The 20,864-nt window shown below is 59.7% G+C and carries 19 protein-coding genes and 1 pseudogene; 8 read left to right on the top strand and 12 right to left on the bottom strand.

Going from position 1 to position 20,864, the window contains the following annotated elements:
* Window positions 1-3 precede the first annotated feature (3 nt).
* From ybeY to miaB, 3 genes are all read right to left on the bottom strand, one after another.
* Complete coding sequence (gene ybeY, locus CFBP1590_RS23475; protein WP_043305312.1) at window positions 4-501, bottom strand: rRNA maturation RNase YbeY; 498 nt, start codon at window positions 499-501, stop codon at window positions 4-6.
* The gene (locus tag CFBP1590_RS23470; protein WP_029244270.1) at window positions 494-1,516 is read right to left on the bottom strand and encodes a PhoH family protein; all 1,023 of its coding nucleotides are present in this window, start codon (window positions 1,514-1,516) and stop codon (window positions 494-496) included. The genes ybeY and CFBP1590_RS23470 overlap by 8 nt, the downstream gene beginning before the upstream one ends.
* A 169-nt stretch (window positions 1,517-1,685) precedes the next feature.
* Entirely contained in the window at window positions 1,686-3,014 is a 1,329-nt protein-coding gene (gene miaB / locus CFBP1590_RS23465; RefSeq protein WP_029244271.1) for a tRNA (N6-isopentenyl adenosine(37)-C2)-methylthiotransferase MiaB, read from the bottom strand.
* A 128-nt stretch (window positions 3,015-3,142) separates the two neighbouring features.
* Between miaB and CFBP1590_RS23460 the strand changes: the two genes are divergently transcribed.
* On the top strand, window positions 3,143-3,469 hold the full coding sequence (locus tag CFBP1590_RS23460; protein ID WP_029244272.1) for a DUF1820 family protein: 327 nt from the start codon (window positions 3,143-3,145) through the stop codon (window positions 3,467-3,469).
* A gap of 36 nt (window positions 3,470-3,505) precedes the next feature.
* Here the strand turns inward: CFBP1590_RS23460 and CFBP1590_RS23455 are convergent, their stop codons facing one another.
* A complete protein-coding gene (locus CFBP1590_RS23455; protein WP_025994147.1) occupies window positions 3,506-4,054 on the bottom strand; it encodes a tetratricopeptide repeat protein in 549 nt (182 codons plus the stop codon).
* Window positions 4,055-4,362: 308 nt separating this feature from the next.
* Window positions 4,363-5,646, bottom strand: a complete 1,284-nt coding sequence (gene hemL, locus CFBP1590_RS23450) for a glutamate-1-semialdehyde 2,1-aminomutase (RefSeq protein ID WP_043305311.1) — start codon at window positions 5,644-5,646, stop codon at window positions 4,363-4,365.
* A gap of 196 nt (window positions 5,647-5,842) precedes the next feature.
* Between hemL and CFBP1590_RS23445 the strand changes: the two genes are divergently transcribed.
* On the top strand, window positions 5,843-7,288 hold the full coding sequence (locus CFBP1590_RS23445; protein WP_088236028.1) for a DNA-3-methyladenine glycosylase 2 family protein: 1,446 nt from the start codon (window positions 5,843-5,845) through the stop codon (window positions 7,286-7,288).
* Window positions 7,285-7,806 (top strand): methylated-DNA--[protein]-cysteine S-methyltransferase, encoded by a 522-nt coding sequence (locus CFBP1590_RS23440; RefSeq protein ID WP_088236027.1) that lies wholly within the window; start codon window positions 7,285-7,287, stop codon window positions 7,804-7,806. Before CFBP1590_RS23445 ends, CFBP1590_RS23440 begins: the two co-directional genes overlap by 4 nt.
* A gap of 567 nt (window positions 7,807-8,373) precedes the next feature.
* On the opposite strand, the gene thiE is transcribed toward CFBP1590_RS23440, so the two are convergent.
* Both thiE and CFBP1590_RS23430 read right to left on the bottom strand, forming a co-directional pair.
* Window positions 8,374-9,003, bottom strand: coding sequence for a thiamine phosphate synthase (gene thiE, locus CFBP1590_RS23435; RefSeq protein ID WP_029244411.1), 630 nt, complete (start codon window positions 9,001-9,003; stop codon window positions 8,374-8,376).
* A 23-nt stretch (window positions 9,004-9,026) separates the two neighbouring features.
* Entirely contained in the window at window positions 9,027-9,824 is a 798-nt protein-coding gene (locus CFBP1590_RS23430; RefSeq protein ID WP_057411161.1) for a hydroxymethylpyrimidine/phosphomethylpyrimidine kinase, read from the bottom strand.
* 358 nt (window positions 9,825-10,182) lie between these two features.
* On the opposite strand from CFBP1590_RS23430, the gene CFBP1590_RS23425 reads away from it, so the two are divergent.
* From CFBP1590_RS23425 to CFBP1590_RS23410, 4 genes are all read left to right on the top strand, one after another.
* Window positions 10,183-12,189 (top strand): sensor histidine kinase, encoded by a 2,007-nt coding sequence (locus tag CFBP1590_RS23425; protein WP_088236026.1) that lies wholly within the window; start codon window positions 10,183-10,185, stop codon window positions 12,187-12,189.
* 105 nt (window positions 12,190-12,294) lie between these two features.
* Window positions 12,295-13,944, top strand: a complete 1,650-nt coding sequence (locus CFBP1590_RS23420; protein ID WP_088236025.1) for an acyl-CoA dehydrogenase family protein — start codon at window positions 12,295-12,297, stop codon at window positions 13,942-13,944.
* A 52-nt stretch (window positions 13,945-13,996) separates the two neighbouring features.
* Window positions 13,997-15,460, top strand: a complete 1,464-nt coding sequence (amn, locus tag CFBP1590_RS23415) for an AMP nucleosidase (RefSeq protein WP_088236024.1) — start codon at window positions 13,997-13,999, stop codon at window positions 15,458-15,460.
* 67 nt (window positions 15,461-15,527) lie between these two features.
* The gene (locus CFBP1590_RS23410; protein WP_025994155.1) at window positions 15,528-16,160 is read left to right on the top strand and encodes a pseudouridine synthase; all 633 of its coding nucleotides are present in this window, start codon (window positions 15,528-15,530) and stop codon (window positions 16,158-16,160) included.
* Window positions 16,161-16,181: 21 nt separating this feature from the next.
* On the opposite strand, the gene CFBP1590_RS23405 is transcribed toward CFBP1590_RS23410, so the two are convergent.
* Window positions 16,182-16,661, bottom strand: a complete 480-nt coding sequence (locus tag CFBP1590_RS23405; RefSeq protein WP_004885037.1) for an Lrp/AsnC family transcriptional regulator — start codon at window positions 16,659-16,661, stop codon at window positions 16,182-16,184.
* Between the two features lie 354 nt (window positions 16,662-17,015).
* A pseudogene (locus tag CFBP1590_RS28360) lies at window positions 17,016-17,504 on the bottom strand (hypothetical protein); the annotation flags it as partial.
* On the opposite strand from CFBP1590_RS28360, the gene CFBP1590_RS27925 reads away from it, so the two are divergent.
* Entirely contained in the window at window positions 17,505-18,221 is a 717-nt protein-coding gene (locus CFBP1590_RS27925) for a DUF6515 family protein (protein WP_029244407.1), read from the top strand. It begins immediately after the preceding pseudogene.
* Between the two features lie 6 nt (window positions 18,222-18,227).
* Here CFBP1590_RS27925 and CFBP1590_RS23395 read toward each other — a convergent pair whose 3' ends face one another.
* The 3 genes from CFBP1590_RS23395 to CFBP1590_RS23385 all read right to left on the bottom strand — a co-directional run bounded on the left by CFBP1590_RS23395 (window position 18,228) and on the right by CFBP1590_RS23385 (window position 20,325).
* Complete coding sequence (locus CFBP1590_RS23395) at window positions 18,228-19,121, bottom strand: cation diffusion facilitator family transporter (RefSeq protein ID WP_004885031.1); 894 nt, start codon at window positions 19,119-19,121, stop codon at window positions 18,228-18,230.
* A 26-nt stretch (window positions 19,122-19,147) separates the two neighbouring features.
* Complete coding sequence (gene pmcY, locus CFBP1590_RS23390; protein WP_088236023.1) at window positions 19,148-19,567, bottom strand: periplasmic Zn2+ metallochaperone PmcY; 420 nt, start codon at window positions 19,565-19,567, stop codon at window positions 19,148-19,150.
* Between the two features lie 146 nt (window positions 19,568-19,713).
* A complete protein-coding gene (locus tag CFBP1590_RS23385) occupies window positions 19,714-20,325 on the bottom strand; it encodes an Abi family protein (protein ID WP_088236022.1) in 612 nt (203 codons plus the stop codon).
* Between the last annotated feature and the right edge of the window lie 539 nt (window positions 20,326-20,864).

The raw sequence follows: 20,864 nt of genomic DNA, 5'->3' as shown, positions 1-20,864 counted from the left end.
CCCTTACTCGTGGTCCTTGCTTGATGTTTCTGAATGTTGAGGTTCGGTGTCGTCGTCGGCATAAGGGTCGGGATAGCCCAACTCATCAAGCAACGTTCGTTCCAGCGCTTCCATCTCTTCGGCTTCTTCATCGTCGATATGGTCGTAACCGAGCAGATGAAGACAGCCGTGAATCACCATGTGCGCCCAGTGGGCGTCAACGGTCTTGTTCTGTTCGGTCGCTTCGCGATTCACCACCGGTACGCAGATGACCAGATCGCCCAGCAACGGGATATCCAGCATGTCATCCGGTACGTCGGCCGGGAAGGACAGCACGTTGGTGGCGTAGTCCTTGTGCCGCCAGGTGTGATTGAGTTCACGCCCTTCGACTTCATCGACCAGTCTGATGGTCAGTTCGGAGTCGGCACTGCGCTGACGCAGGCCCATTTCACACCAGAGGCGGAACTGGGCTTCGGTCGGCGCAGGGGTTTCGCTTGCGACTTGCAAGTCCAGCTCAAGCATCGCGGTTCTTGTCCCGTGAGTAACTGTTGTTGCTCGACGAGCCGTCGCTGAAACGATCATCGAAGCGCTCATAGGCCTCAACGATGCGTTGCACCAACGGGTGGCGAACCACGTCCTTGGGCTTGAAGTGCGTGAAGCTGATGCCCGGCACGTCCTTGAGCACATCGATGACATGCGTCAGACCCGACTTGGTGCCCTTGGGCAAGTCGACCTGGGTGATGTCGCCGGTGATCACGGCGGTGGAGCCGAAGCCGATACGGGTCAGGAACATCTTCATCTGCTCGACGGTGGTGTTCTGACTTTCGTCGAGAATGATGAAGCTGTTATTAAGGGTGCGTCCGCGCATGTAAGCCAGCGGTGCCACTTCAATGACCTGTTTCTCGATCAGCTTGGCAACGACCTCGAAGCCGAGCATCTCGTAAAGCGCGTCGTAGAGCGGTCGCAGGTACGGGTCGATCTTCTGGGCGAGGTCGCCGGGCAGAAAGCCGAGTTTTTCACCCGCTTCAACCGCAGGGCGCACCAGCAGGATGCGACGGATCTGCTCACGCTCCAGCGCATCGACTGCGCAGGCGACAGCGAGGTAGGTCTTGCCGGTACCGGCAGGGCCGATGCCAAAGTTGATGTCGTTGCCGAGGATCTCTTTGACGTAGCGCTGCTGGTTGATGCCACGCGGGCGGATCATGCCCTTTTTGGTGCGCAACGCAACGCCGACTTCGGCGGCCGGGTGGTTATCCAGCCCGTCGACGCCCGATTCCTGCAGGAACAGGTGAACCATATCCGGCGTCAGGTCGGTACCCTTGGTTTCCCGGTACAGACGGCGCAACAGATTTTCGGCCGAGGTGGTGTGTTTGGAGTCGCCAATAAGCTCGAACTGATTGCCGCGATTGCGGATCTCGATGTCCAGGCGTTGTTCGATCAAGCGCAGATGCTCGTCGAGTTGCCCGCACAGGTTGGCGAAACGATGGGCCTCGAAAGGTTCGAGGGTGAAGCGATGAGGTTCTATGGGTGCGTTCAAGGTCTTTTAATGGCCGTCCGGCGGCAATTGAGATGTATTGAAGAATACTCCCTGGCGGTGGTCAGGCGAAAGCCTTGCCTTCTGCATGGAGGATTCACCGTGCTCAATGGTAGGGACCGCACGGAAACGAATTCATTCGGCCATTCGTTTCCGCGACGGGGCGCAAGGGTTATTGAAGCAGAGATCCGCGCAGGGAATGAGGCTGTGCGTCATCGATATGCACATCGGCGAACTGGCCGATCAGTTTCGGGTTGTCGCAGCGGAAATTGACGATCCGGTTGTTCTCGGTACGGCCCTGCAGCTCGCCGGGGTCCTTCTTGGAGTAGTCGGTCACCAGAATGCGCTGGGTGCTGCCAACCATCTGTCGGCTGATCTCGAATCCCTGCTGGTTGAGCCGGTGTTGCAGCGCGGCCAGACGTTCTTTCTTCAGGGTTTCCGGCGTTTCGTCTTTCAGATCGGCCGCCGGTGTGCCGGGGCGCGGGCTATAAACGAACGAGAAGGAGAAGTCGAAACCGACATCCTCGATCAGCTTCATGGTGTTTTCGAAGTCTTTCTCGGTTTCACCCGGAAAGCCGACGATAAAGTCGGAGCTGATGCAGATGCCCGGCACGGCGGCCTTGAGCTTGCGCAGCTTGGACTTGTATTCCAGTGTGGTGTGGTTGCGCTTCATGGCCGCCAGAATACGATCCGAGCCCGACTGCACCGGCAAATGCAGGTGTTTGACCAGCTCAGGCACTTCGGCGTGGGCCTGGATCAGGCTGTCGGAAAATTCCAGCGGGTGCGACGTGGTGTAGCGAATGCGGTCGATGCCATCGACAGCGGCGACCACGCGGATCAGGTCCGCCAGGTCTGCGACACGCCCGTCGTGCATGGCGCCGCGATAACCGTTGACGTTCTGACCCAGCAACGTGACTTCGCGCACACCGTTTTCCGCCAGATGAATGACTTCGGTCAGTACGTCATCGAACGGTCGGCTGACCTCTTCGCCACGGGTGTAAGGCACCACGCAGAACGTGCAGTACTTGCTGCAGCCTTCCATCACCGACACGTAGGCACTCGGGCCATCGACGCGTGGTTCGGGCAAATGGTCGAATTTTTCGATTTCCGGGAACGAGACGTCGACCTGCGGCAGGCGCGTGATGCGTGCGGCGTCGATCATTTCCGGCAGGCGGTGCAGTGTTTGAGGGCCGAAGACCACGTCCACGTAGGGCGCGCGGTCGCGGATGGCCGCGCCTTCCTGACTGGCTACACAGCCGCCAACGGCGATCACCATTTCCGGCTTGGCCAGTTTCAGTTCGCGCCAGCGGCCCAGTTGGGAGTAAACCCGGTCTTGGGCGCGCTCGCGAATCGAGCAGGTGTTGAGCAGGATCACGTCGGCGTCTTCCGCGCGGGCGGTGACTTCCAGGGCCTGATGTTCGCCCAACAGGTCGACCATGCGCGAGCTGTCGTACTCGTTCATCTGGCAACCGTGGGTTTCGATATAAAGCTTCTTGGCCATTCGTGATCATCAGCTGGTTCAAAGAACCGCACATTATAGGGGCGATACGCTTGGGTTCCTAGGGGCGATCCGACGGGCATGCTATAGTGCGTGCCCCTTTTTCATCCGCGAATCGTTACCCGCCAACCATGATCAAACGCGAAGCTCCAATCTATAAGGTGATTTTCCTCAACCAGGGCCAGGTGTTCGAGATGTACGCCAAGCAGATCTATCAAAGCGATCTGTGGGGTTTTCTGGAAGTGGAAGAGTTCGTCTTCGGCGAGCGCACGACAGTGGTGGTCGACCCGAGCGAAGAAAAGCTCAAGGCCCAGTTCGAAGGCGTGGTGCGCAGTTTCGTGCCGATGCATTCGATCGTGCGTATCGATGAAGTCGAGCGCATGGGCACGCCGAAGATCAGCGAAGCGAAGGGCGTCAGCAATGTGATGCCGTTTCCCATGCCGATGCCGGAAAAATAACCAGAGAGTCGAGACTGTTGCCCTGAAGACAATCGATCAGGGCAATGGAGAGAATGGGCTGCGACCTTCGGCCGTTTGCAGTTCCATGAGGTATTTGCGGAAAATCTGTCCCAGTACCTGAGTGGCGACTTCCAGCTCGTCGCGCTTCATTTTTGCCGACACTTCGTCCGCTGCGTCCAGTGCATCTTCAGATCCGTTGACCGCTGCCATCTTCAGCACGATATAGGCCTGGATGTTATTGGCCTGCACACCTTCGCCACGACTGAACATCAGGCCCAACTGATATTGCGCCTGCGCGTGACCCTGCAACGAAGCCTGCTCGAAATAACCGAGGGCCTGTGGCAGATCGCGAGGTACATTCTTGCCTTCGTAATAGAACTCACCCAACTCGTACTGCGCCTGTGCATCCCCGGACTGAGCGGCCTGCTGACAGGCTGCAAGTGCAGCGGGCAGGTTCTCAGGCTGAGTATTGAGGGTGCAGCGACCCATCGCTGGGATCAACAACGAGTTGCTGCCGGCAGTAGCCAGCAGAGGATAGACAAGCAACAGGCAGCCCAATGCAAGGGTGCGGCCGGTGCGGTTCATGGAAGTCGACTTACCTCTGAAAAAGGTGCGGGCGTGCCCGACCAGCTAAACGTGCTGGCTGCGCATTATGAAATAAGCAGAGCCAACCTTACAAAGTCTTTACGGATTTTCTGCTGCACGGCCAGTAAAAAACTACGAACCCTCAGGCGAAAAACCCTGAAGCAAGACAGTCGTTTCCCATGTTTGCGTCGATTGATCACGTCAATCGCATTGCAGTGTAGAAGCTAATTGCTGCAACAACGTTCAGTTTCATTCATCGATATGATTCGTGCAGGCAAAACTTGCCTGCACGAATCATCCGCAGCGGCTTATTTAAGCGCAGCGAAGGCCTTTTCGGCAGCGTCCAGCGTCAGCTGCAATTCGGCATCGCCATGGGCAATGGAAGTGAAGCCTGCTTCGAACGCGCTTGGCGCCAGATACACACCGCCTTCGAGCATCAGATGGAAGAAGCGCTTGAAGCGGTCGGCGTCACTGGTCATCACGTCCTGGAAGGTGACGATTTCCCTGGCATCGCTGAAGTACAGGCCGAACATGCCGCCCGCCTGGGTGGTCACGAACGCAATGCCAGCGGCATCGGCACGCTGTTGCAGGCCTTCCAGCAGGCGACGGGTGTAATCGCTCAGTTCATCGTGGAAGCCCGGACGGCTGATCAGGCGCAGCGTGGTCAGACCGGCAGCCATTGCCAGCGGGTTGCCGGACAGCGTGCCTGCCTGATAGACCGGGCCGAGCGGGGCGATGTGCGACATGATTTCGCGTTTGCCGCCGAAGCAGCCGACCGGCATGCCACCGCCGATGATCTTGCCGAAGGTGCTCAGGTCTGGCGTCACGCCGTAGTACGCCTGTGCGCCGCCGAGGGCAACGCGGAAACCGGTCATGACTTCGTCGAAAATCAGTACCACGCCGTGCTCGTCGCACAAGTCACGCAGGCCTTGCAGATAACCCGGCGCTGGCGGTACGCAGTTCATGTTGCCGGCCACCGGCTCGACGATGATGCACGCGACTTCCTGGCCCACTTGCGCGAGCATTTCACGCACCGCTTCCAGGTCGTTGAACGGCACGGTCAGGGTGTGTTTGGCAAAGGCTGCAGGTACGCCCGGCGAGCTCGGTACACCCAGGGTCAGTGCGCCGGAACCAGCCTTGACCAGCAGGCTGTCGGAGTGGCCGTGGTAGCAGCCTTCGAATTTGATGATGCTGTCGCGGCCGGTGTAACCACGGGCCAGACGGATGGCGCTCATGGTGGCTTCAGTGCCGGAGCTGACCATGCGCACCATTTCCATCGACGGCACCAGCGAGCAGACCAGATCGGCCATCTCGGTTTCCATGGCGGTCGGTGCGCCATAGGACAGGCCGTGTTCCAGTTGGCTGCGCACTGCGTCGAGCACTTCCGGGTGGCTGTGGCCAAGAATCATCGGGCCCCAGGAACCCACGTAGTCAACGTAGCGTTTATCGTCTTCGTCAGTCACGTAAGCGCCCGCAGCGTGCTTGAAGAACAGCGGCGTGCCACCCACGCTCTTGAACGCACGAACCGGCGAGTTCACGCCACCGGGAATATGTTTTTGAGCATTGGCGAACAGTGTTTCGGAACGGGACATGATCGGGTCTCTGCTTTGAAACGAGGAAGTCGGGTCTACGCTGGCGTCAGCCGAGGTGAGCAGTGACTGCTTTATTGGATGGGCGTGAGCCAGAGAAAGCGCAGGAGGCGCCACTATAACAAATGATGAGCGCCGGTCAGATGCACATGTCCGAATTCAGCCAGACTTTTGCCGGAGCCTGGAATAGAGTCTGCCCATGAACACTCTCGATCCCACTATCTGCTACGCCGCGTTCATCGCCAGGGACCGCCGGTTTGACGGCTGGTTTTTCATGGGCGTGTCGTCCACCGGTATTTATTGCCGGCCGATGTGCCCGGTGCGTGCGCCGCAGGCCAGAAACTGCAGTTTCTACAGAACGGCTGCGGCTGCCGAGCAGGCGGGTTTTCGCCCTTGCCTGCGTTGCCGCCCGGAATTGGCGCCCGGACAAAGCCTGCTGGACATGTCGAGCAGGCTGGCACAGGCCGCGGCCCGGTTGATAGAAGAGGGCTTTCTGAGCGGCAGAACACTGGATGCGCTGGCTGAGCGAGTCGGTGTCACGGCACGGCACCTGCGACGGATTTTCGAAGCCGAGTTTGGCGTCTCGATGATTGATTTCGCGCAGACGCAACGTTTGTTGATCGCCAAGCGCCTGTTGACCGACACCGGATTGTCCATGACCGAGGTGGCGCTGGCGGCAGGTTTTGGCAGCGTGCGACGTTTCAACGATGTCTTTCAGGCGCGCTACGGCCTGAATCCGACGCGGCTGAGGAAGGCCGTGCACAAAGCCGACGACGCAGAGCTGCGCTTTGAACTGTCCTACCGGCCGCCATTTTCCTGGAAAGGCGTGCTGGCGTTTCTCGCGCATCGCTGCATTGCCGGAGTCGAGCATGTAAGTGACGACGTTTATGCGCGGGTCATTGAAGTCGAGCATGCGGGGCGCAAGGTCTCTGGCTGGATCAGCGTGACCGATGCACCCCAGCGGCATGCGTTGGTGGTGACCATGTCGGCCTCGTTGCAATCGGCGGTCGCGGTGGTGCTAGGGCGGGTGCGGAGGGTGTTCGACACTGGCTGCCGACCTGATCTGGTCGATGCGCACCTTGGACCGCTTATTGGCGATCTGCACGGCATGCGTGTTCCCGGCGCGTTCGACGGCTTCGAAATTGCGGTGCGGGCGGTGGTCGGCCAGCAGATCTCGGTGCTCAATGCACGAGCGATTCTGGGCCGGATTGCTGAACGATTCGGCACACCGGTCAGCACTGCACCCTTCGGGCTGCATCATGCGTTTCCGACCGCGCAGGCCATCGCAGCCCTGCATTATGAGGACCTGATCGCCACCGGCCTGATCCGCATTCGCGCCGAGGCGATTATCGCGGTTGCCGAGGAAGTGGCGGCGGGGCGGATCCTGCTTGAGCCGCTGGTGCCGCTGGACGAAACGCTGGCTGCGCTGCGACACATTCGCGGCATCGGCGAGTGGACCGTGCAATACATTGCCATGCGCGCCCTGGGCTGGCCCAATGCGTTTCCCGAAGGCGATGCGGTGCTCAAAAAGCGCCTGGGTTGCACGACGGCCGCGCAACTCAACGAGCATGCGAGCCAGTGGGCGCCGTGGCGAGCCTACGCGACCGTGCATGTCTGGCATCAACGTGAGGAGAGACCATCATGATTCCCGGCTATCTGCTTTCAAGTCCCTTGGGCGACATCGCCCTGCGTGTCGAGGACGATGCGCTGACCGGCGTTTACTTCATCGGCCAGAAGCACTATCCCGGTCTGGTGATGATGCCCGACGACCAGCACGTGCCCAGAGTGGTGCGGATGGCGCAGGAGCAACTGACCGAGTTCTTTCGCGGCGAGCGCCGGGCCTTCGATGTGCCGCTGCGCATGCGCGGCACGCCGTTTCAGGAACAGGTCTGGGCGGAACTGGCGCGCATTCCTTATGGCGAGATGATTTCCTACGGAGCGATGGCAAGAAAGATGGGCCTGAGCCCCGGTCATTCGCGGGCAGTAGGCACGGCCAACGGCAAGAACCCGATCTCCATCATCGTGCCGTGCCACCGGGTCATCGGCGCGGGTGGCGATCTGACCGGTTATGCCGGTGGCGTCGACCGCAAACGCGCACTGCTCGCGCTGGAAAATGCGACCGGCATGCCGGATTTCGAGTTCAAGCTGGTGGGGCAGGCTTAGCCCTGATTGCTCTCGCGCCGGGATGTGACGCAGAGCGTCACGGGCTGCATGCCCACGCGGAGCACTCATCGTTATACACAAGTCATCTGGCTATCCAGTGAGACAGCGGCACTGCCATGCTTTTTTTGCGCGATAGTGCGGACACCGCCGATTGCGACGTGGGTGAAGGCTGAGTCCTGGCGCTGATTCGGGGGGCAATCGGCATGGATGCCGATTGAGCTGCACTGTGGGCCATGGATGGCCCATTTGCAGCGACCCCCGAATCAGTGTCAGGACGAAGGAACCGCGGCGAAGCCGGGGCCGGAACCGGAGCGAAGGACTTTGGCTACTTTGGTCCCTCAAAGTAGCGCGCCGTAAGGGCGCAAAGGTGACCTGAGCCGGGCGCTCGGCTCACTGAATCCACAGTCTGTGCCATTTGTGACGCGGAGCGTCACGGGAGGCATGCCCACGCGGAGCATGGGCACGATCATCAACCTTACGCTGATCGTTCCCACGCTCCAGCGTGGTAACGCCTCTCTGGACGCTCTGCGTCCGCTTTTGATGTGACGCACAGCGTCACGGGCATGCTCAGCGGCCGCTGGCCAGCAGTTCGGTGAATGCCTTGGCCCGGCGGGTGACTTCCTGTGGGGTTTCGGCGCCGAACAGGCCGTGGACGACGGCCAGCAGGTCGGCGCCGTGCTCGACCAGTTGCGGGGCGTTGTCCAGGGTGATGCCGCCGATGACGGCGATAGGCAGGTGTACCTTGGCGCGGACCTGAGCGATCAGGTCCAGAGGCACGGCAGGGGCGTTCGGTTTGGTCTGGGAGTTGAAGAAACGTCCGAACGCCACGTAAGTCGCCCCTTCGGCCTTGGCGCGCTCGGCCAACTCCAGTTTGCCGTGGCAGGTCGCGCCGACAATCGCCTTGTGTCCCAGCAACGCACGTGCGTCGGGCAATGAGCCGTCGGTCTGGCCCAGATGCACGCCTACACCCAGACGAGCCGCCAGTTCTGCATCGTCATTGATGATCAGCCGCGTCTTGTAACGCTCGCACAGCTTGAGCAGTTCGGTCGCCTCGCGCAGGCGGCGCGATTCGTCTTCCGTCTTGTCCCGGTACTGCAGCAGCGTCACGCCGCCATCAAGGGCGGCTTCAACGTAAGACAGGAACTTGCCCGTCAGCAACTGGCTGTCGGTAATGGCATACAGGCCACGTAGTTTCATGGATCGACCCTCATGGCAGTGCGTTACGAACAGAAGTCCAGCGGAAGACGGCGGGGGACGAATTGACCCTTGCCCAACTGCTCGGCGTCGCGCAACGTTCTCCAGGTGTAATCGAGGGCGGATTTCACCGCGCTGACCATTTCCTCGCCCTGTGCCAATCGTCCCGCAAGAGCGCTGGCCAGTGTGCAGCCTGAACCGTGGTAACTGCCTGGCAAGCGTTCACAGACAAAGGTATGGGTCTGGCCGCCACGAACATAGAGACGATTGTGGATCTGTTGTTCGTCGCCATGCCCGCCGGTGATCAACAGATGTTCGCAATAAGGCAACAGTTTTTCTGCGCATTCATCCGCCGTGCCTTCAGGCAGCTCCGCAAGGATGCGGGCTTCCGGCAGGTTGGGCGTGGCGATGGCCGACAGCGGCAGCAGTTGCTCACGCATGGCGTAACCAACTTCATCCTTGCCCAGCCGTCCGCCGCCACCGGCCCGCAACACCGGGTCGCAGACCATGGGCAGATGCGGATTGGCCCGCAGCAGCTCGACAACGGTATCGACCATGTCCAGCGAGCCAAGCATGCCCAGCTTCACGGCGGCGACGCACGAGTCGTTGAGGACGGCATGCGCCTGGGCGAGCACCCAGTCGCGATCCAGCACGCGGAAATCACTGACATTGACGGTGTCTTGAACCGTCAGCGCCGTGATGACCGGAGCGGCATGGCAACCCTGGGCAAGCAAGGCTTCTATATCGGCCTGCATGCCGGCGCCGCCACTAGGGTCGTGGCCGGAGAGGCAGAGGACAACGGGGCGGGAGCTATAGATATTCATGGTGCGCGAGCTTATCACTAAACCTTTCCGGGGCCGTCTGTCGATGAACTATTTTCTTGCGGATCGGTAGAGCGCGCTGAACGCCCGAGCGGCCTGTTCAAATCCGAAGAAAATTCATGTTTGGCCTGGAAGTGCCGAAATAGAGCCATCGCATTGATTATTAAAGCGATGGTGCCTTAAAGCTATTAACGGCTATGCTTCACTATTCCGAGAGTCTGCTGAATGGCGTGCCCGCCGCGGTGTCCACAGGCAGTTGTCGTGTACCGGTCACACCCTTAAGCCTGTTTCAAGGATAGACATTTGCAGGACGTCGCCATCAACGGATGGAGTGGCCGCGACGACCGACCTTGGGGCTTTAATGCGCTATCTGCTAATCATGCTTGCTGTCTGGCTGCCAATGCTGGCTCATGCCGTGGAGTTTGATGAGAACACTCAGTTCCTGCCGCTTGGGCGGGCTATTCAGGTGTTCGAAGACCCGACGGGTGAGGCGACGATCGAAAGCGTGAGCTCCGAGGCGGGCACGCGTGAGTTTCGCCCTCTGCAAACCCGCACCTTCAATGCCGGCTACTCGCATTCGGCTTTCTGGTTGAAAGTCGATCTGTTGTATCGCCCCCGCACGGCCGACCAGCATACGGACTGGCTGCTGGAGCTGGCGTACCCACCGATGGATCACGTCGACTTTTATTCACAGGACGCCGTCGGACGCCCGACACTGATCTGGCAGACCGGTGACATGCTGCCGTTCGCCAGCCGCCAGTTCAAACAGAACAACTACCTCTTCCAGCTGGACGTGCCGCCCGGTCAGCAGCGCACCGTGTACCTGCGCCTCAAGAGTGAGGGCTCGCTCCAGGGACCGCTCAATCTCTGGTCAACCCATGCCTATCTCGAGGCCCAACCGGCTCGGATCTACGTGTTCGGTCTGATCTACGGCGTACTGCTGGGGATGCTGGTCTACAACCTGTTCATCTTCATCAGTGTGCGCGACCCCGATTACCTCTATTACATCCTCTACGTCGCGTCGTTCGGGCTGTATCAGATGTCGATCAACGGGGTCGCGATCGAATACCTGTGGCCGAATAACCCATGGTGGGCGAATGCGTCGACACCGTTCCTGATGGCGATGGCTACGCTGTTCGCCTGCCAGTTTTCACGCAGCTTTCTGATGACCAAACGTCTGGCGCCCTGGCTCGACAAGCTGCTGCTGGTGATGGTCGGCGCGGCTGCCGTGGTCATGGGTATTGCCTTGTTTCTGGGCTACGGCCCTGCGTTGCGTTCGGCGACCTATCTGGTCGAGGCCGGGGCGCTTGTGATCTATCTGGCGGGCATCGTCGCCGTTGCCAAGGGCGAGCGCGTAGGGCGTTACTTCGTGATTGCCTGGTCGGTGTTCATGGTCGGCGGGGTGATTTTCGGCCTGATGCTGCTGGGCAAATTGCCCAATACCTTCCTGACCATGTACGCCTGCCATATCGGCACCGTGTTTGAAATGGCGCTGCTGTCCATGGCGCTCGCCGACCGCATCAACCATGCCCGGCGACAACAGGCCCAGACACTGGTGGCAACCGGCAGGGATCTGGAACGCCTGAACCAGCAACTGGCGACCAGCAACCGCCTCAAGGACGAATTTCTGGCCACGGTCACCCACGAGTTGCGCACGCCCATGAACGGGGTGATCGGTTCTCTGGAATTGATGCAGACCCTGAAGCTGGGCGATGAACTGGAGATGTATCAACAGACAGCTGCCAGCTCCGCTCAGGACATGATGAGCATGATCAACGGCATTCTGACCCTCACCGAGCTGCAGGCTGGTGTGCTGTATGCCGAGTGCGATGCGTTTGAGGTCAGTGAACTGTTCGGCCAGTTGCATGAACGTTTCAACAGCCCGGCGCAGGCCAAGTCGCTGGCGCTGACCTTCGATCTGGACGACAAGCTGCCTGCCACGGTTCGTGGCGATGCCGACAAGCTGTACCAGTGCGTCGAGTGCCTGCTGGACAATGCCATCAAGTTCACCCGCGAAGGCGAGATCAGGGTGCGGGTCAGCGGTCAGCCGCAGGACCTTGACCGTCTGCGCCTGCGGATCGAAGTCATGGACACCGGCATCGGGTTCAACCGTCTGGACGAGGTCAAGCTGTACGAGCACTTCTTCCAGGTTGATGGCTCGATGACCCGTCAGTACGGCGGGCTGGGCATCGGTCTGGCGATCTGCCGCAAACTGGTCGAGTTGCAGGGCGGTGAGTTGAGCCATCATTCCGAGCCGGGACAAGGCAGTTGCTTCACCTTGAGCCTGCCGATGCTGATGGCCATTCCGGGCGCAGTGCGCAAGACGCCTGAATTGAAAGCCCACTGGGGCATTTGGGCCAGTAAGTAGAGGGCAAAAGCGCCGGTCATTCGGCGCATACGGCACTTTTTAAAGGCGAAGCCTTGGGCGCATGATTCACTCCTGCTCATGAAACACGCAGGGAGAACATGACTCATGAACCTGAATCAATTCGCCGAAACCCACGAAGTCACCAATCAGCCACCTCCGCTCGACGGTGCGAATCTCTACAGAATCGATCTGCCGCTGCAGCAGTGGAGCAAGCGCTACGGCGCAGGCTGGGCCGAGTCGCGCATCGATGCGTACGGTGCGCTGGCCGGTGGGCCGCTGATGGAAGCCGGTTTTCTCGCCAACCAGCACAAGCCAGTGTTCGCCAGCCACGACCGCTACGGCCATCGCATCGACCTGATCGAGTTTCATCCGGCCTACCACCAGTTGATGAACACCGCCATCGAGCATGGCATCCCTTCGCTGCCCTGGGCCGACCCGCAGCCCGGCGCGCATGTCGCTCGAGCGGCGATGAGCTATCTGCACACTCAGGCCGATCCCGGCAGCGGTTGCCCGCTGACGATGACTTTTGCCAGCGTTCCGGCCTTGCGCCTGCAACCCGATCTTGCCGAGATCTGGCTGCCCAAGGTGCTTTCCACTCAGTACGATTCGCGCAACCTCGGTATTGCCCACAAGACCGGGGCGACCATCGGTATGGCCATGACCGAGAAGCAGGGCGGCACCGATGTGCGCAGCAATACCACCCGCGCCTGGCCAGTCGGTGCGGGCGGGCCGGGGCAGGCGTACGAACTGGTCGGGCACAAATGGTTCTGCTCGGCACCGATGTGCGATGCCTTCCTGACCCTGGCACAGACCGACAAAGGACTGAGCTGTTTCCTGCTGCCGCGTCACCGGCCGGACGACACGCGTAATGAGTTCTATATCCAGCGTCTCAAGAACAAGCTGGGCAACTGGTCCAACGCCTCCTGCGAAGTCGAGTTTCGAGGGGCGCTGGCGTGGATGATCGGCGAGGAAGGGCGCGGTGTGGCGACCATTATCGAAATGGTCGCCATGACGCGCTTTGACTGCATGATTGGCTCCAGCGCGCTGATGCGTCAGGCGCTGACCCAGGCCACCCATCACTGCGCCCACCGCTCGGTGAGTGGCCGGTTGCTGTTCGAGCAGCCACTGATGCAAAACGTGCTGGCCGATCTGGCGCTGGAAAGCGAGGCGGCGCTGGCGCTGACCCTGCGCATGGGCCGCGCGCTGGATCATCTGGATGAGTCCCATGAATCGCGCTTCGTACGCCTGGTGACGGCGGTTGGCAAGTACTGGATCTGCAAGCGCGCCCCGGCGATGATCAACGAAGCCGCTGAATGCCTCGGCGGCGCGGGTTATGTCGAAGACAGCATTTTGCCGCGTCTGTACCGGGAAGCGCCGGTCAACTCGACCTGGGAAGGCTCCGGCAACGTGCAGTGCCTGGATGTATTAAGGGCGCTGTCGAAGGAACCGGGTGTGCTCGATGCCTTGTTCGACGAACTGGGTGACGGGCATGGCGATCGACGTCTGGCCGCGCGCATCAACGCGCTGAAAGGCGCCTTCACCGATTTGAGCGATATCCAGTACCGCGCCCGGCAACTGACCGAAGACATCGCCGTCGCCCTGCAGGCCAAACTGTTGCTTGAGGCGGGTAACGCGGCCGTCAGCGATGGTTTCATCGCCGGTCGAATAGCCGCTGGCGGGCGGGTGTATGGCGCATTGCCGCGAGGGGTGGATGTCGAAACATTGGTGTCCAGAGCGTCGCCGCAGGTGGCATGAGCACGCGAACCCGTTAGGATGCAGGTCTGCAAGTTCAGACAGGACATGAAACGTGACCCAAGCCTTTGTTGTTGTAGACACTGCCGAGCAAGCTGTAGAGCGTCTCGCTGAACTGCACGAGCGTGCGACCAGCGCGCTGAGCCAGGCGCTCAAGCGTTACCTGAAAGACCGCGTCGAACCCAGCGCCGAAGAACGAGCGCAGTACCGCTACCCTGAATTGCGCCTCAACTACCAGTGCCACGGCGAAGTGCCGTTGACCACTCGCGCTTACGCCAAGGTCCAGCTGCCCGGCACTTACAGCGTTACCGTCACGCAGCCCAAGGCGTTTCGCAAATACCTGCTGGAGCAACTCGGCCCGCTGATGAGCGACTTCACCGTCACGGTCGAAGTCGGCATGAGCGAGCAGAACATTCCTTATCCGTACGTGGTGGAGCAGGGCGATGAGCTGGCTGGCTCCGGCGTGACCGCCGCTGCGCTGGCGCGGGTGTTCCCGAGTACCGACCTGTCGGCCGCGACCGATGGCATTGCCGACGGCCTCTACGACTGGGCGAATGTCGATCCGCTGCCACTGGCGCTGTTCGATGCTGCACGCGTGGACTTCTCGTTGCGTCGTCTGGTGCATTACACCGGCAGCGACTGGCGTCATGTGCAGCCGTGGATTCTGCTGACCAACTATCACCGTTATGTCGACCAGTTCATCCTGCATGGCCTGGAAAAGCTGCGTGAAGATCCGCGTTTCGTACGCATGGTCCTGCCCGGCAACGTCATTGTCGACAAGAGCATGAGTCAGGACGAAGCCCAGGCCATCGTCGCCAGCGTGGTCTGGCACCGCTACCAGATGCCGGCCTATCACCTGATCGCCGAAGACGGTCACGGCGTGACACTGGTCAACATTGGTGTCGGGCCGTCCAACGCCAAGAACATCACCGACCACCTGGCGGTATTGCGTCCGCATTGCTGGCTGATGATCGGCCACTGCGGCGGCCTGCGACAGTCGCAGACCATCGGCGACTACGTGCTGGCCCACGCCTACATGCGTCGCGACGGCATTCTGGACCGAGTACTGCCGCCACACATCCCGATTCCGGCCCTGGCCGAGGTGCAACTGGCCCTGCAGGAATCGGCTGCGCAAATCACCGGCGAGCGTGGCGAAGAACTCAAGAAGCGCCTGCGTACCGGCACTGTGCTGACCTACGACGACCGCAATTGGGAACTGCGCTGGGCGCAGGAGCGTCCGCTGATCAACCTGTCCCGCGCCGTGGCCGTGGACATGGAAAGCGGCACCATCGCCGCGCAGGGTTATCGTCTGCGGGTGCCCTATGGCACGTTGCTGTGCGTATCCGACAAGCCGTTGCACAGCGAAATCAAGCTGCCTGGCTCGGCCAACGCGTTCTATGAACGCGCAGTCAGCCAGCATCTGAAGATCGGCATCGCAGCGCTGGACCTGCTGCGCACCGAGCTGAATTCGCTGCACTCGCGCAAACTGCGCAGCTTCGACGAACCGCCGTTCCGTTGATTGCGGTTGGTATTTGCAGAAAGGGCCACTAAAGTGGCCCTTTCTGTTTTCCGATTGCCGAATTCCCATGTCCCGCATCCAGCGTCCTGCCTCCCGCCGTCCTCAAACCAGTCCATCAGGCGCTCCCCGGCGAGTCGCCAAGGCGCCACCCGCCGAGCCAAAGCTGATCCTGTTCAACAAGCCGTTCGACGTATTGACCCAGTTCAACGACGAGCAGGGTCGGGCGACGCTCAAGGATTTCATCAAAATCCCGGGCATTTACCCGGCAGGCCGACTGGATCGCGACAGCGAAGGCCTGTTGCTGCTGACCAACGACGGGCAATTGCAGGCGCGTATTGCCGATCCGAAGCACAAGCTGGCCAAGACCTACTGGGTGCAGGTCGAGGGCGAACCGAGCGAAGAACAGTTGCAGCAACTGCGTGAGGGTGTGCAGCTCAATGACGGCCCGACCTTGCCCGCCGAAGCCCGGCAGATTGAGGAGCCTGTCCTATGGCCGCGTAATCCGCCGGTCCGCTTTCGCAAAAGCGTGCCAACGCACTGGCTGGAACTGGTCATCAGGGAAGGCCGCAATCGACAGGTACGACGCATGACCGCTGCCGTTGGCCTGCCGACGCTGAGGCTGGTGCGCGTCAGGATCGGCGACTGGACGCTCGACGGGCTCGATCAGGGTGAGTATCGCGAGGTGCCCGCCAGGCTGTAACGCTGTTATCACGGCCCTTTATCAGTTGCGCAGATGAACCAGCGGCATTTCGGTGCTGGCCAGGACCTGATTGAGCACAAAGCTCGACCGCACGCTGGTTACGCCTTCGATACGGGTCAGATGCCCCAGCAGCAGTTTCTGGTAATGGTCCATGTCAGGCACCACGACTTTCAGCTGATAGTCGGCTTCCATCCCGGTCACCAGGCTGCATTCCAGCACCTGAGGCAGGTTGCGAATCTGCTGCTCGAAGTTCTCGAAACGCTCCGGCGTGTGGCGGTCCATGCCGATCAGCACGTAGGCGGTCAGATTCAGGCCCAGCTTCTTACGGTCCAGCAAGGCCACCTGTCGCACGATGTAACCATCATCTTCCAGCTGTTTGACCCGGCGCGAGCACGGCGACGGCGACAGACCAATGCGTTCCGCCAATTCCTGGTTTGAGATGCGCGCGTCCTTTTGCAATTCGGCCAAAATGCTCAAGTCATATCTGTCGAGCTTGCTCACGATCTACCCCTTTATGATTTGGATTGCGCAGGATTATTCATCTGAAGTCAAAAATTGCGCAAGTGATGTTTTATCAAGCAACATTAGCAATCCTCTGCCAACGCCGCAGGCCTATTCTTTTAACCAGAATCACTGCCCGGACACAGCGTCCAGCGCGACCCGCCGAATCAGGCCAGTCGCGGCCTCCCACCCAACCGGGTGTGCCAGGCCCCCGGGCTACAGACTGTCCACAAGACGGTGTGAAGTGAGCCGATGCCACAAGCGTCGCGCCAGGACGAAGTATCCCAAGGGGGCCAATTGGTCCCCTTTTCTTTGCGTCCTGATAAAGTGCACAGAACGGCGCATCGCTATCACCGTCTCAATAACGTCCATCCGCGCTCTAGTGAGGAAAGCATGAAATCTGGCATCTGGCAGTTCGCGGGTCTGAGTCTGTTATGCCTGAGCATCAGTGCCCATGCGTTGGCCGACGAGCGTGATGATTCACGAGGTAATGCCATCGACGGTGGACCTCAGCGACAGCAACAGCAAAATCAACAGCAGCGTTTTCAGCAGCAGGAAAATCAGCAGCGTCAGATGCAGCAGCAACAGAACCAGCAGCGCAACGTCGAGCGCCAGCAACAGCAGCAGATCTATCAGCAGCAGAACATGCAGCAGCGTCAGATCCAGGAGCAGCAGAACCAGCAACGCCAGGTCGAACGTCAGCAGCAACAACAGATTCAGCAGCAGGAACTCCAGCAGCGCAATGTGGAGCGTCAGCAGCAACAGCAGATCAACCAGCAACAACGTGAACAGCAGCGCCAGATTCAGGAACAACAGAATCAACAGCGCCAGCAGCAACAGCAGTTGAGACAGAATCAGGACAATCTGCCGATCCAGAGTGGTCCGCGTGAAGCCTGGCAAACCCAGCAGCCGCGTGAGGGTTACTACCAGGACATTCCGCGTGGCAACAACCGAAACTGGTCGGCTGGCAACGGCAGACCCGATGACCGCTGGAACGGACGTCCTGACGGACACGGCAACGGCTGGGGGCCTGGACCGCGCTATCGTCCGGGTTACGCCATCGACAGCGTGCCGCACGGTTATTCGCGTGTCCCTTATCGCGGGCAGGATTACTACTATTCCGAAGGTTACTGGTATAGGCCGCAAGGCCCGCGCTACGTGGTCGTGAACCCGCCCTACGGCGCACGTGTTCGCAGCCTGCCGTCGTATTCGCAGGAAGTGTGGATTGGCAGCAGTCTGTTGTTTCTGGCGGCAGGCACGTATTACACGTATCAGTCCGACAGTCAGGAATACGTGGTGGTCAATCCGCCGCAGAACGAGACGGTGTATTCACAGCCGGTGCAGCAACAGGGCAACGGCTACGATCCTGTCGCCTATCCCCAAAACGGCCAGAGCCAGCAGCAGGTCGAGCTGGATCGCTACCAATGCTACCGCTGGGCCGTGGAACAAAGCGGCTTCGATCCGGCCAACATCACTTCCCAGCCTCAGGCTGAAGTCGTTGACCTGTACCGGCGTTCGATGGGCGCCTGTCTGGCAGGGCGCGGCTACAGCGTCAATTAAAGCTGATCAGGCGCGAGCCTGCTTCACCACTTCCTGAGGGTCGGCGTGCACCAGCACTTCGGCCTTCGGGTACTGCGCGTGGATGGCGTCGGCGACCTGATCGCACAGCGCATGGGCAACTGACAACGTCAGCGCGCCCGGCAGCTCAAGGTGCAGTTGCACGAACCAGTGATTGCCGGAAATCCGCGTGCGCAGATCATGCGCGCCCAACACCCCCGGCACGCCGCACGCCAGTTCCAGCATGTGCGTGCTGACATCGCTGGGCAGTTCCTCGTCCATCAGCACGGAAACGGTTTCCCTGGCGATCTGAAAAGCGCTCCACAGAATGTACAGCGCGATCCCTAGCCCGAAATAGGCATCCAGTTGCTGCCAGCCGAAGTACGCCAGCGTCAGCGCGAGCAGGATACTGGCGTTGAGCAGCAAGTCCGAACGGTAGTGCAGGGAGTCAGCTCGTATCGCGGCAGACCCGGTCGCCTTGATCACCCGGCTTTGCAGGGTCAGCAGTGCCAGCGTCAGCGCAATGGACACCACCATCACGATCATGCCCAGCAATGGCGCGCCCAGCGGCTCCGGGTTCTGAATACGCTGCACCGCCTGAAAGGCGATCAACACGCCGCTGACACCGATAAACAGCGCCTGCGCCATGCCCGACAGCGCTTCCGCCTTGCCGTGACCATAACGGTGATCGTCATCGGCCGGGCGCAGGGCGTAATGCACGGCCAGCAGATTGAGGAAGGACGCGGCGCCGTCCAGCAGCGAGTCGGTCAGACCTGCAAGCAGACTGACCGACCCACTGATCCACCACGCCACGCTCTTGGCCAGGATCAGCGTAATCGCCACCCCAAGTGAAGCCCGCGTCGCGAGACGCAACAGTCTGCTGTGTTCGGCACTGGTGCTCATGACGCGTCCTTCAAACCTGGAAAAGATTACGCAGCCGGGATCAGGCCCAGCGAAGCCAGTTGCTCGACGCTGCCCTTGTGCTGAATCAGGCGCGGGTCGTTCAGCGGCAATGAACGGCCCAGCTCGGTTTCGATGATGGCCTGCAGCTTGATGTTGTCGACACTGCCATCGGCCTTGATCGCCGGTTGCAGTTTATGGGGATCGATCTGCGCATGCTCGCCCGGCCCGTAGTAAATCGCACCGGTCGCAAAGTCCACCGCAAAGGCGATCACGCCGGGAATGATATAGAACAGCAGCCCGAACGCATCCAGCGCCGCAATGGCCGGATCGACCTTGCCATCAATCTGACCACGACGGTCAGGGTAGAAAATACTGCCGCAGGCAGTCAGCTGGGTCAGCAACGTGGCGACCACAACGCCACCAATCAAACGGGAAGGAATGCGCATGGAGAGCTCCTGAGATGAAGAGGGCAACTATACAAGGCAAAGGCTGCAAGGCTAAGACTATTGAGTGGTGGGGTGGTTCTGGTGGGTGGAACGTTACCTTGGGTCGATCACCTCTATGCGACAGCAGTTTATGGCGTACCGACCTTTCAGGCGTCCTGCCATTTCGCCCAGTCACCCAGAATGACAGGTACCCGGTCATGATCCTGAATCCAGTCATGAAGGCTAGGGTCTATCCATTTGACAGCTTGCGAAAGATCTCTATGCAGCTCATGGAGAGGCTGCCATAAAAGCGGCTCATGATGGAAACAGCGATTACGCAGGTCACGCGCTTTGTTCAGCACCGCTCGGATATTGTCAGGTTTTCGCATGTTTGCAGGGCAGTAATAGAATACCTTCATCAACGGCTTTGAGAGGCTGGCGATAGTTGCTCTGTTGAAAAGGGACGTCCAAAAACCAAAACTGAGTTCTGCCACTATATTGTCAGGGGTCGCGTTTGCTTTTCGCCTGAGTACATCCTTCTGCGCATCAAAAACTCTGTCATATAATCTTTGAAAATTATGATTTCCGGTATTGTCCCACTCTTCATACCAGTCTCTACGGCCGTACTCCACTGTCAGTTCCTTTTGAATACCATTTCGCAGGGCTACCTCCAGCACATGAAAAATAGTGACGAAGGCTTCGGCGGTTCTCATGTTATGCACGTAGGCCTCAGCTGCGCGGTCATGCTTGCCTTTATTGCATTCAAGATAACGGTGCATTCTGGGTGTCGACAGCTTTGCTTCAAGTGTTTTTCAAACCATAGCGACATGTAACTCCTGGATGTCCAGTGGGCGACGGGGCAGCCTCCAGGTGGAAATTCTAGACAGAGAGAGCTTGTTGGGTGGGGGATATATTTAGCATTGCGTTACTTTATGTGAGAGGAAGGTTAAGCAGTCTAGTTACGTTTCGGATTCGGAATTGTTAGTTGTAAGAAAAGTTACTTCTTTATGTGCGAATCTTTTTTGCTACAGGGAATCATTCGTGCCATGAGGTTCGGCTGATAACTTGAGAGTTGACGTGACTCTCTAATGTGATAAATTCACCTCGCTGCCCTGGCAACTCCACTCCCGCGATACAGAAGCGGTGACGAGATCAGGTTGAGTTATGGCCCCGCATGCGGGGCCTTCTTGTTTCTGGCGTTTGAGAGTCCTGAACCTCCAGCATTTCAAGTGTCATGTCGCCTCTCGACCCTCCTGTATTCATTCGCACGTATGTCGCACTTCCTGTTCCTGGATGGGGCTGGCCCACGTACTCGATC

This window comes from Pseudomonas viridiflava (genome assembly GCF_900184295.1).
GTDB lineage: Bacteria > Pseudomonadota > Gammaproteobacteria > Pseudomonadales > Pseudomonadaceae > Aquipseudomonas > Aquipseudomonas viridiflava.
This window is presented reverse-complemented; position numbering and strand designations above follow the sequence as displayed.

What these genes read in the sequence shown, in the direction of transcription:
- CFBP1590_RS23420 (WP_088236025.1), top strand. Translation starts at nt 12,295, where the DNA reads ATGAACCTGAATCAATTCGCCGAAACCCACGAAGTCACCAATCAGCCA.
- CFBP1590_RS23395 (WP_004885031.1), bottom strand. Translation starts at nt 19,121, where the DNA reads ATGAGCACCAGTGCCGAACACAGCAGACTGTTGCGTCTCGCGACGCGG.
- ybeY (WP_043305312.1), bottom strand. Translation starts at nt 501, where the DNA reads ATGCTTGAGCTGGACTTGCAAGTCGCAAGCGAAACCCCTGCGCCGACC.
- miaB (WP_029244271.1), bottom strand. Translation starts at nt 3,014, where the DNA reads ATGGCCAAGAAGCTTTATATCGAAACCCACGGTTGCCAGATGAACGAG.
- CFBP1590_RS23445 (WP_088236028.1), top strand. Translation starts at nt 5,843, where the DNA reads ATGAACACTCTCGATCCCACTATCTGCTACGCCGCGTTCATCGCCAGG.
- thiE (WP_029244411.1), bottom strand. Translation starts at nt 9,003, where the DNA reads ATGAAACTACGTGGCCTGTATGCCATTACCGACAGCCAGTTGCTGACG.
- CFBP1590_RS23440 (WP_088236027.1), top strand. Translation starts at nt 7,285, where the DNA reads ATGATTCCCGGCTATCTGCTTTCAAGTCCCTTGGGCGACATCGCCCTG.
- CFBP1590_RS23455 (WP_025994147.1), bottom strand. Translation starts at nt 4,054, where the DNA reads ATGAACCGCACCGGCCGCACCCTTGCATTGGGCTGCCTGTTGCTTGTC.
- CFBP1590_RS23410 (WP_025994155.1), top strand. Translation starts at nt 15,528, where the DNA reads ATGTCCCGCATCCAGCGTCCTGCCTCCCGCCGTCCTCAAACCAGTCCA.
- CFBP1590_RS23430 (WP_057411161.1), bottom strand. Translation starts at nt 9,824, where the DNA reads ATGAATATCTATAGCTCCCGCCCCGTTGTCCTCTGCCTCTCCGGCCAC.
- pmcY (WP_088236023.1), bottom strand. Translation starts at nt 19,567, where the DNA reads ATGCGCATTCCTTCCCGTTTGATTGGTGGCGTTGTGGTCGCCACGTTG.
- hemL (WP_043305311.1), bottom strand. Translation starts at nt 5,646, where the DNA reads ATGTCCCGTTCCGAAACACTGTTCGCCAATGCTCAAAAACATATTCCC.
- CFBP1590_RS23385 (WP_088236022.1), bottom strand. Translation starts at nt 20,325, where the DNA reads ATGCACCGTTATCTTGAATGCAATAAAGGCAAGCATGACCGCGCAGCT.
- CFBP1590_RS23425 (WP_088236026.1), top strand. Translation starts at nt 10,183, where the DNA reads ATGCGCTATCTGCTAATCATGCTTGCTGTCTGGCTGCCAATGCTGGCT.
- CFBP1590_RS23460 (WP_029244272.1), top strand. Translation starts at nt 3,143, where the DNA reads ATGATCAAACGCGAAGCTCCAATCTATAAGGTGATTTTCCTCAACCAG.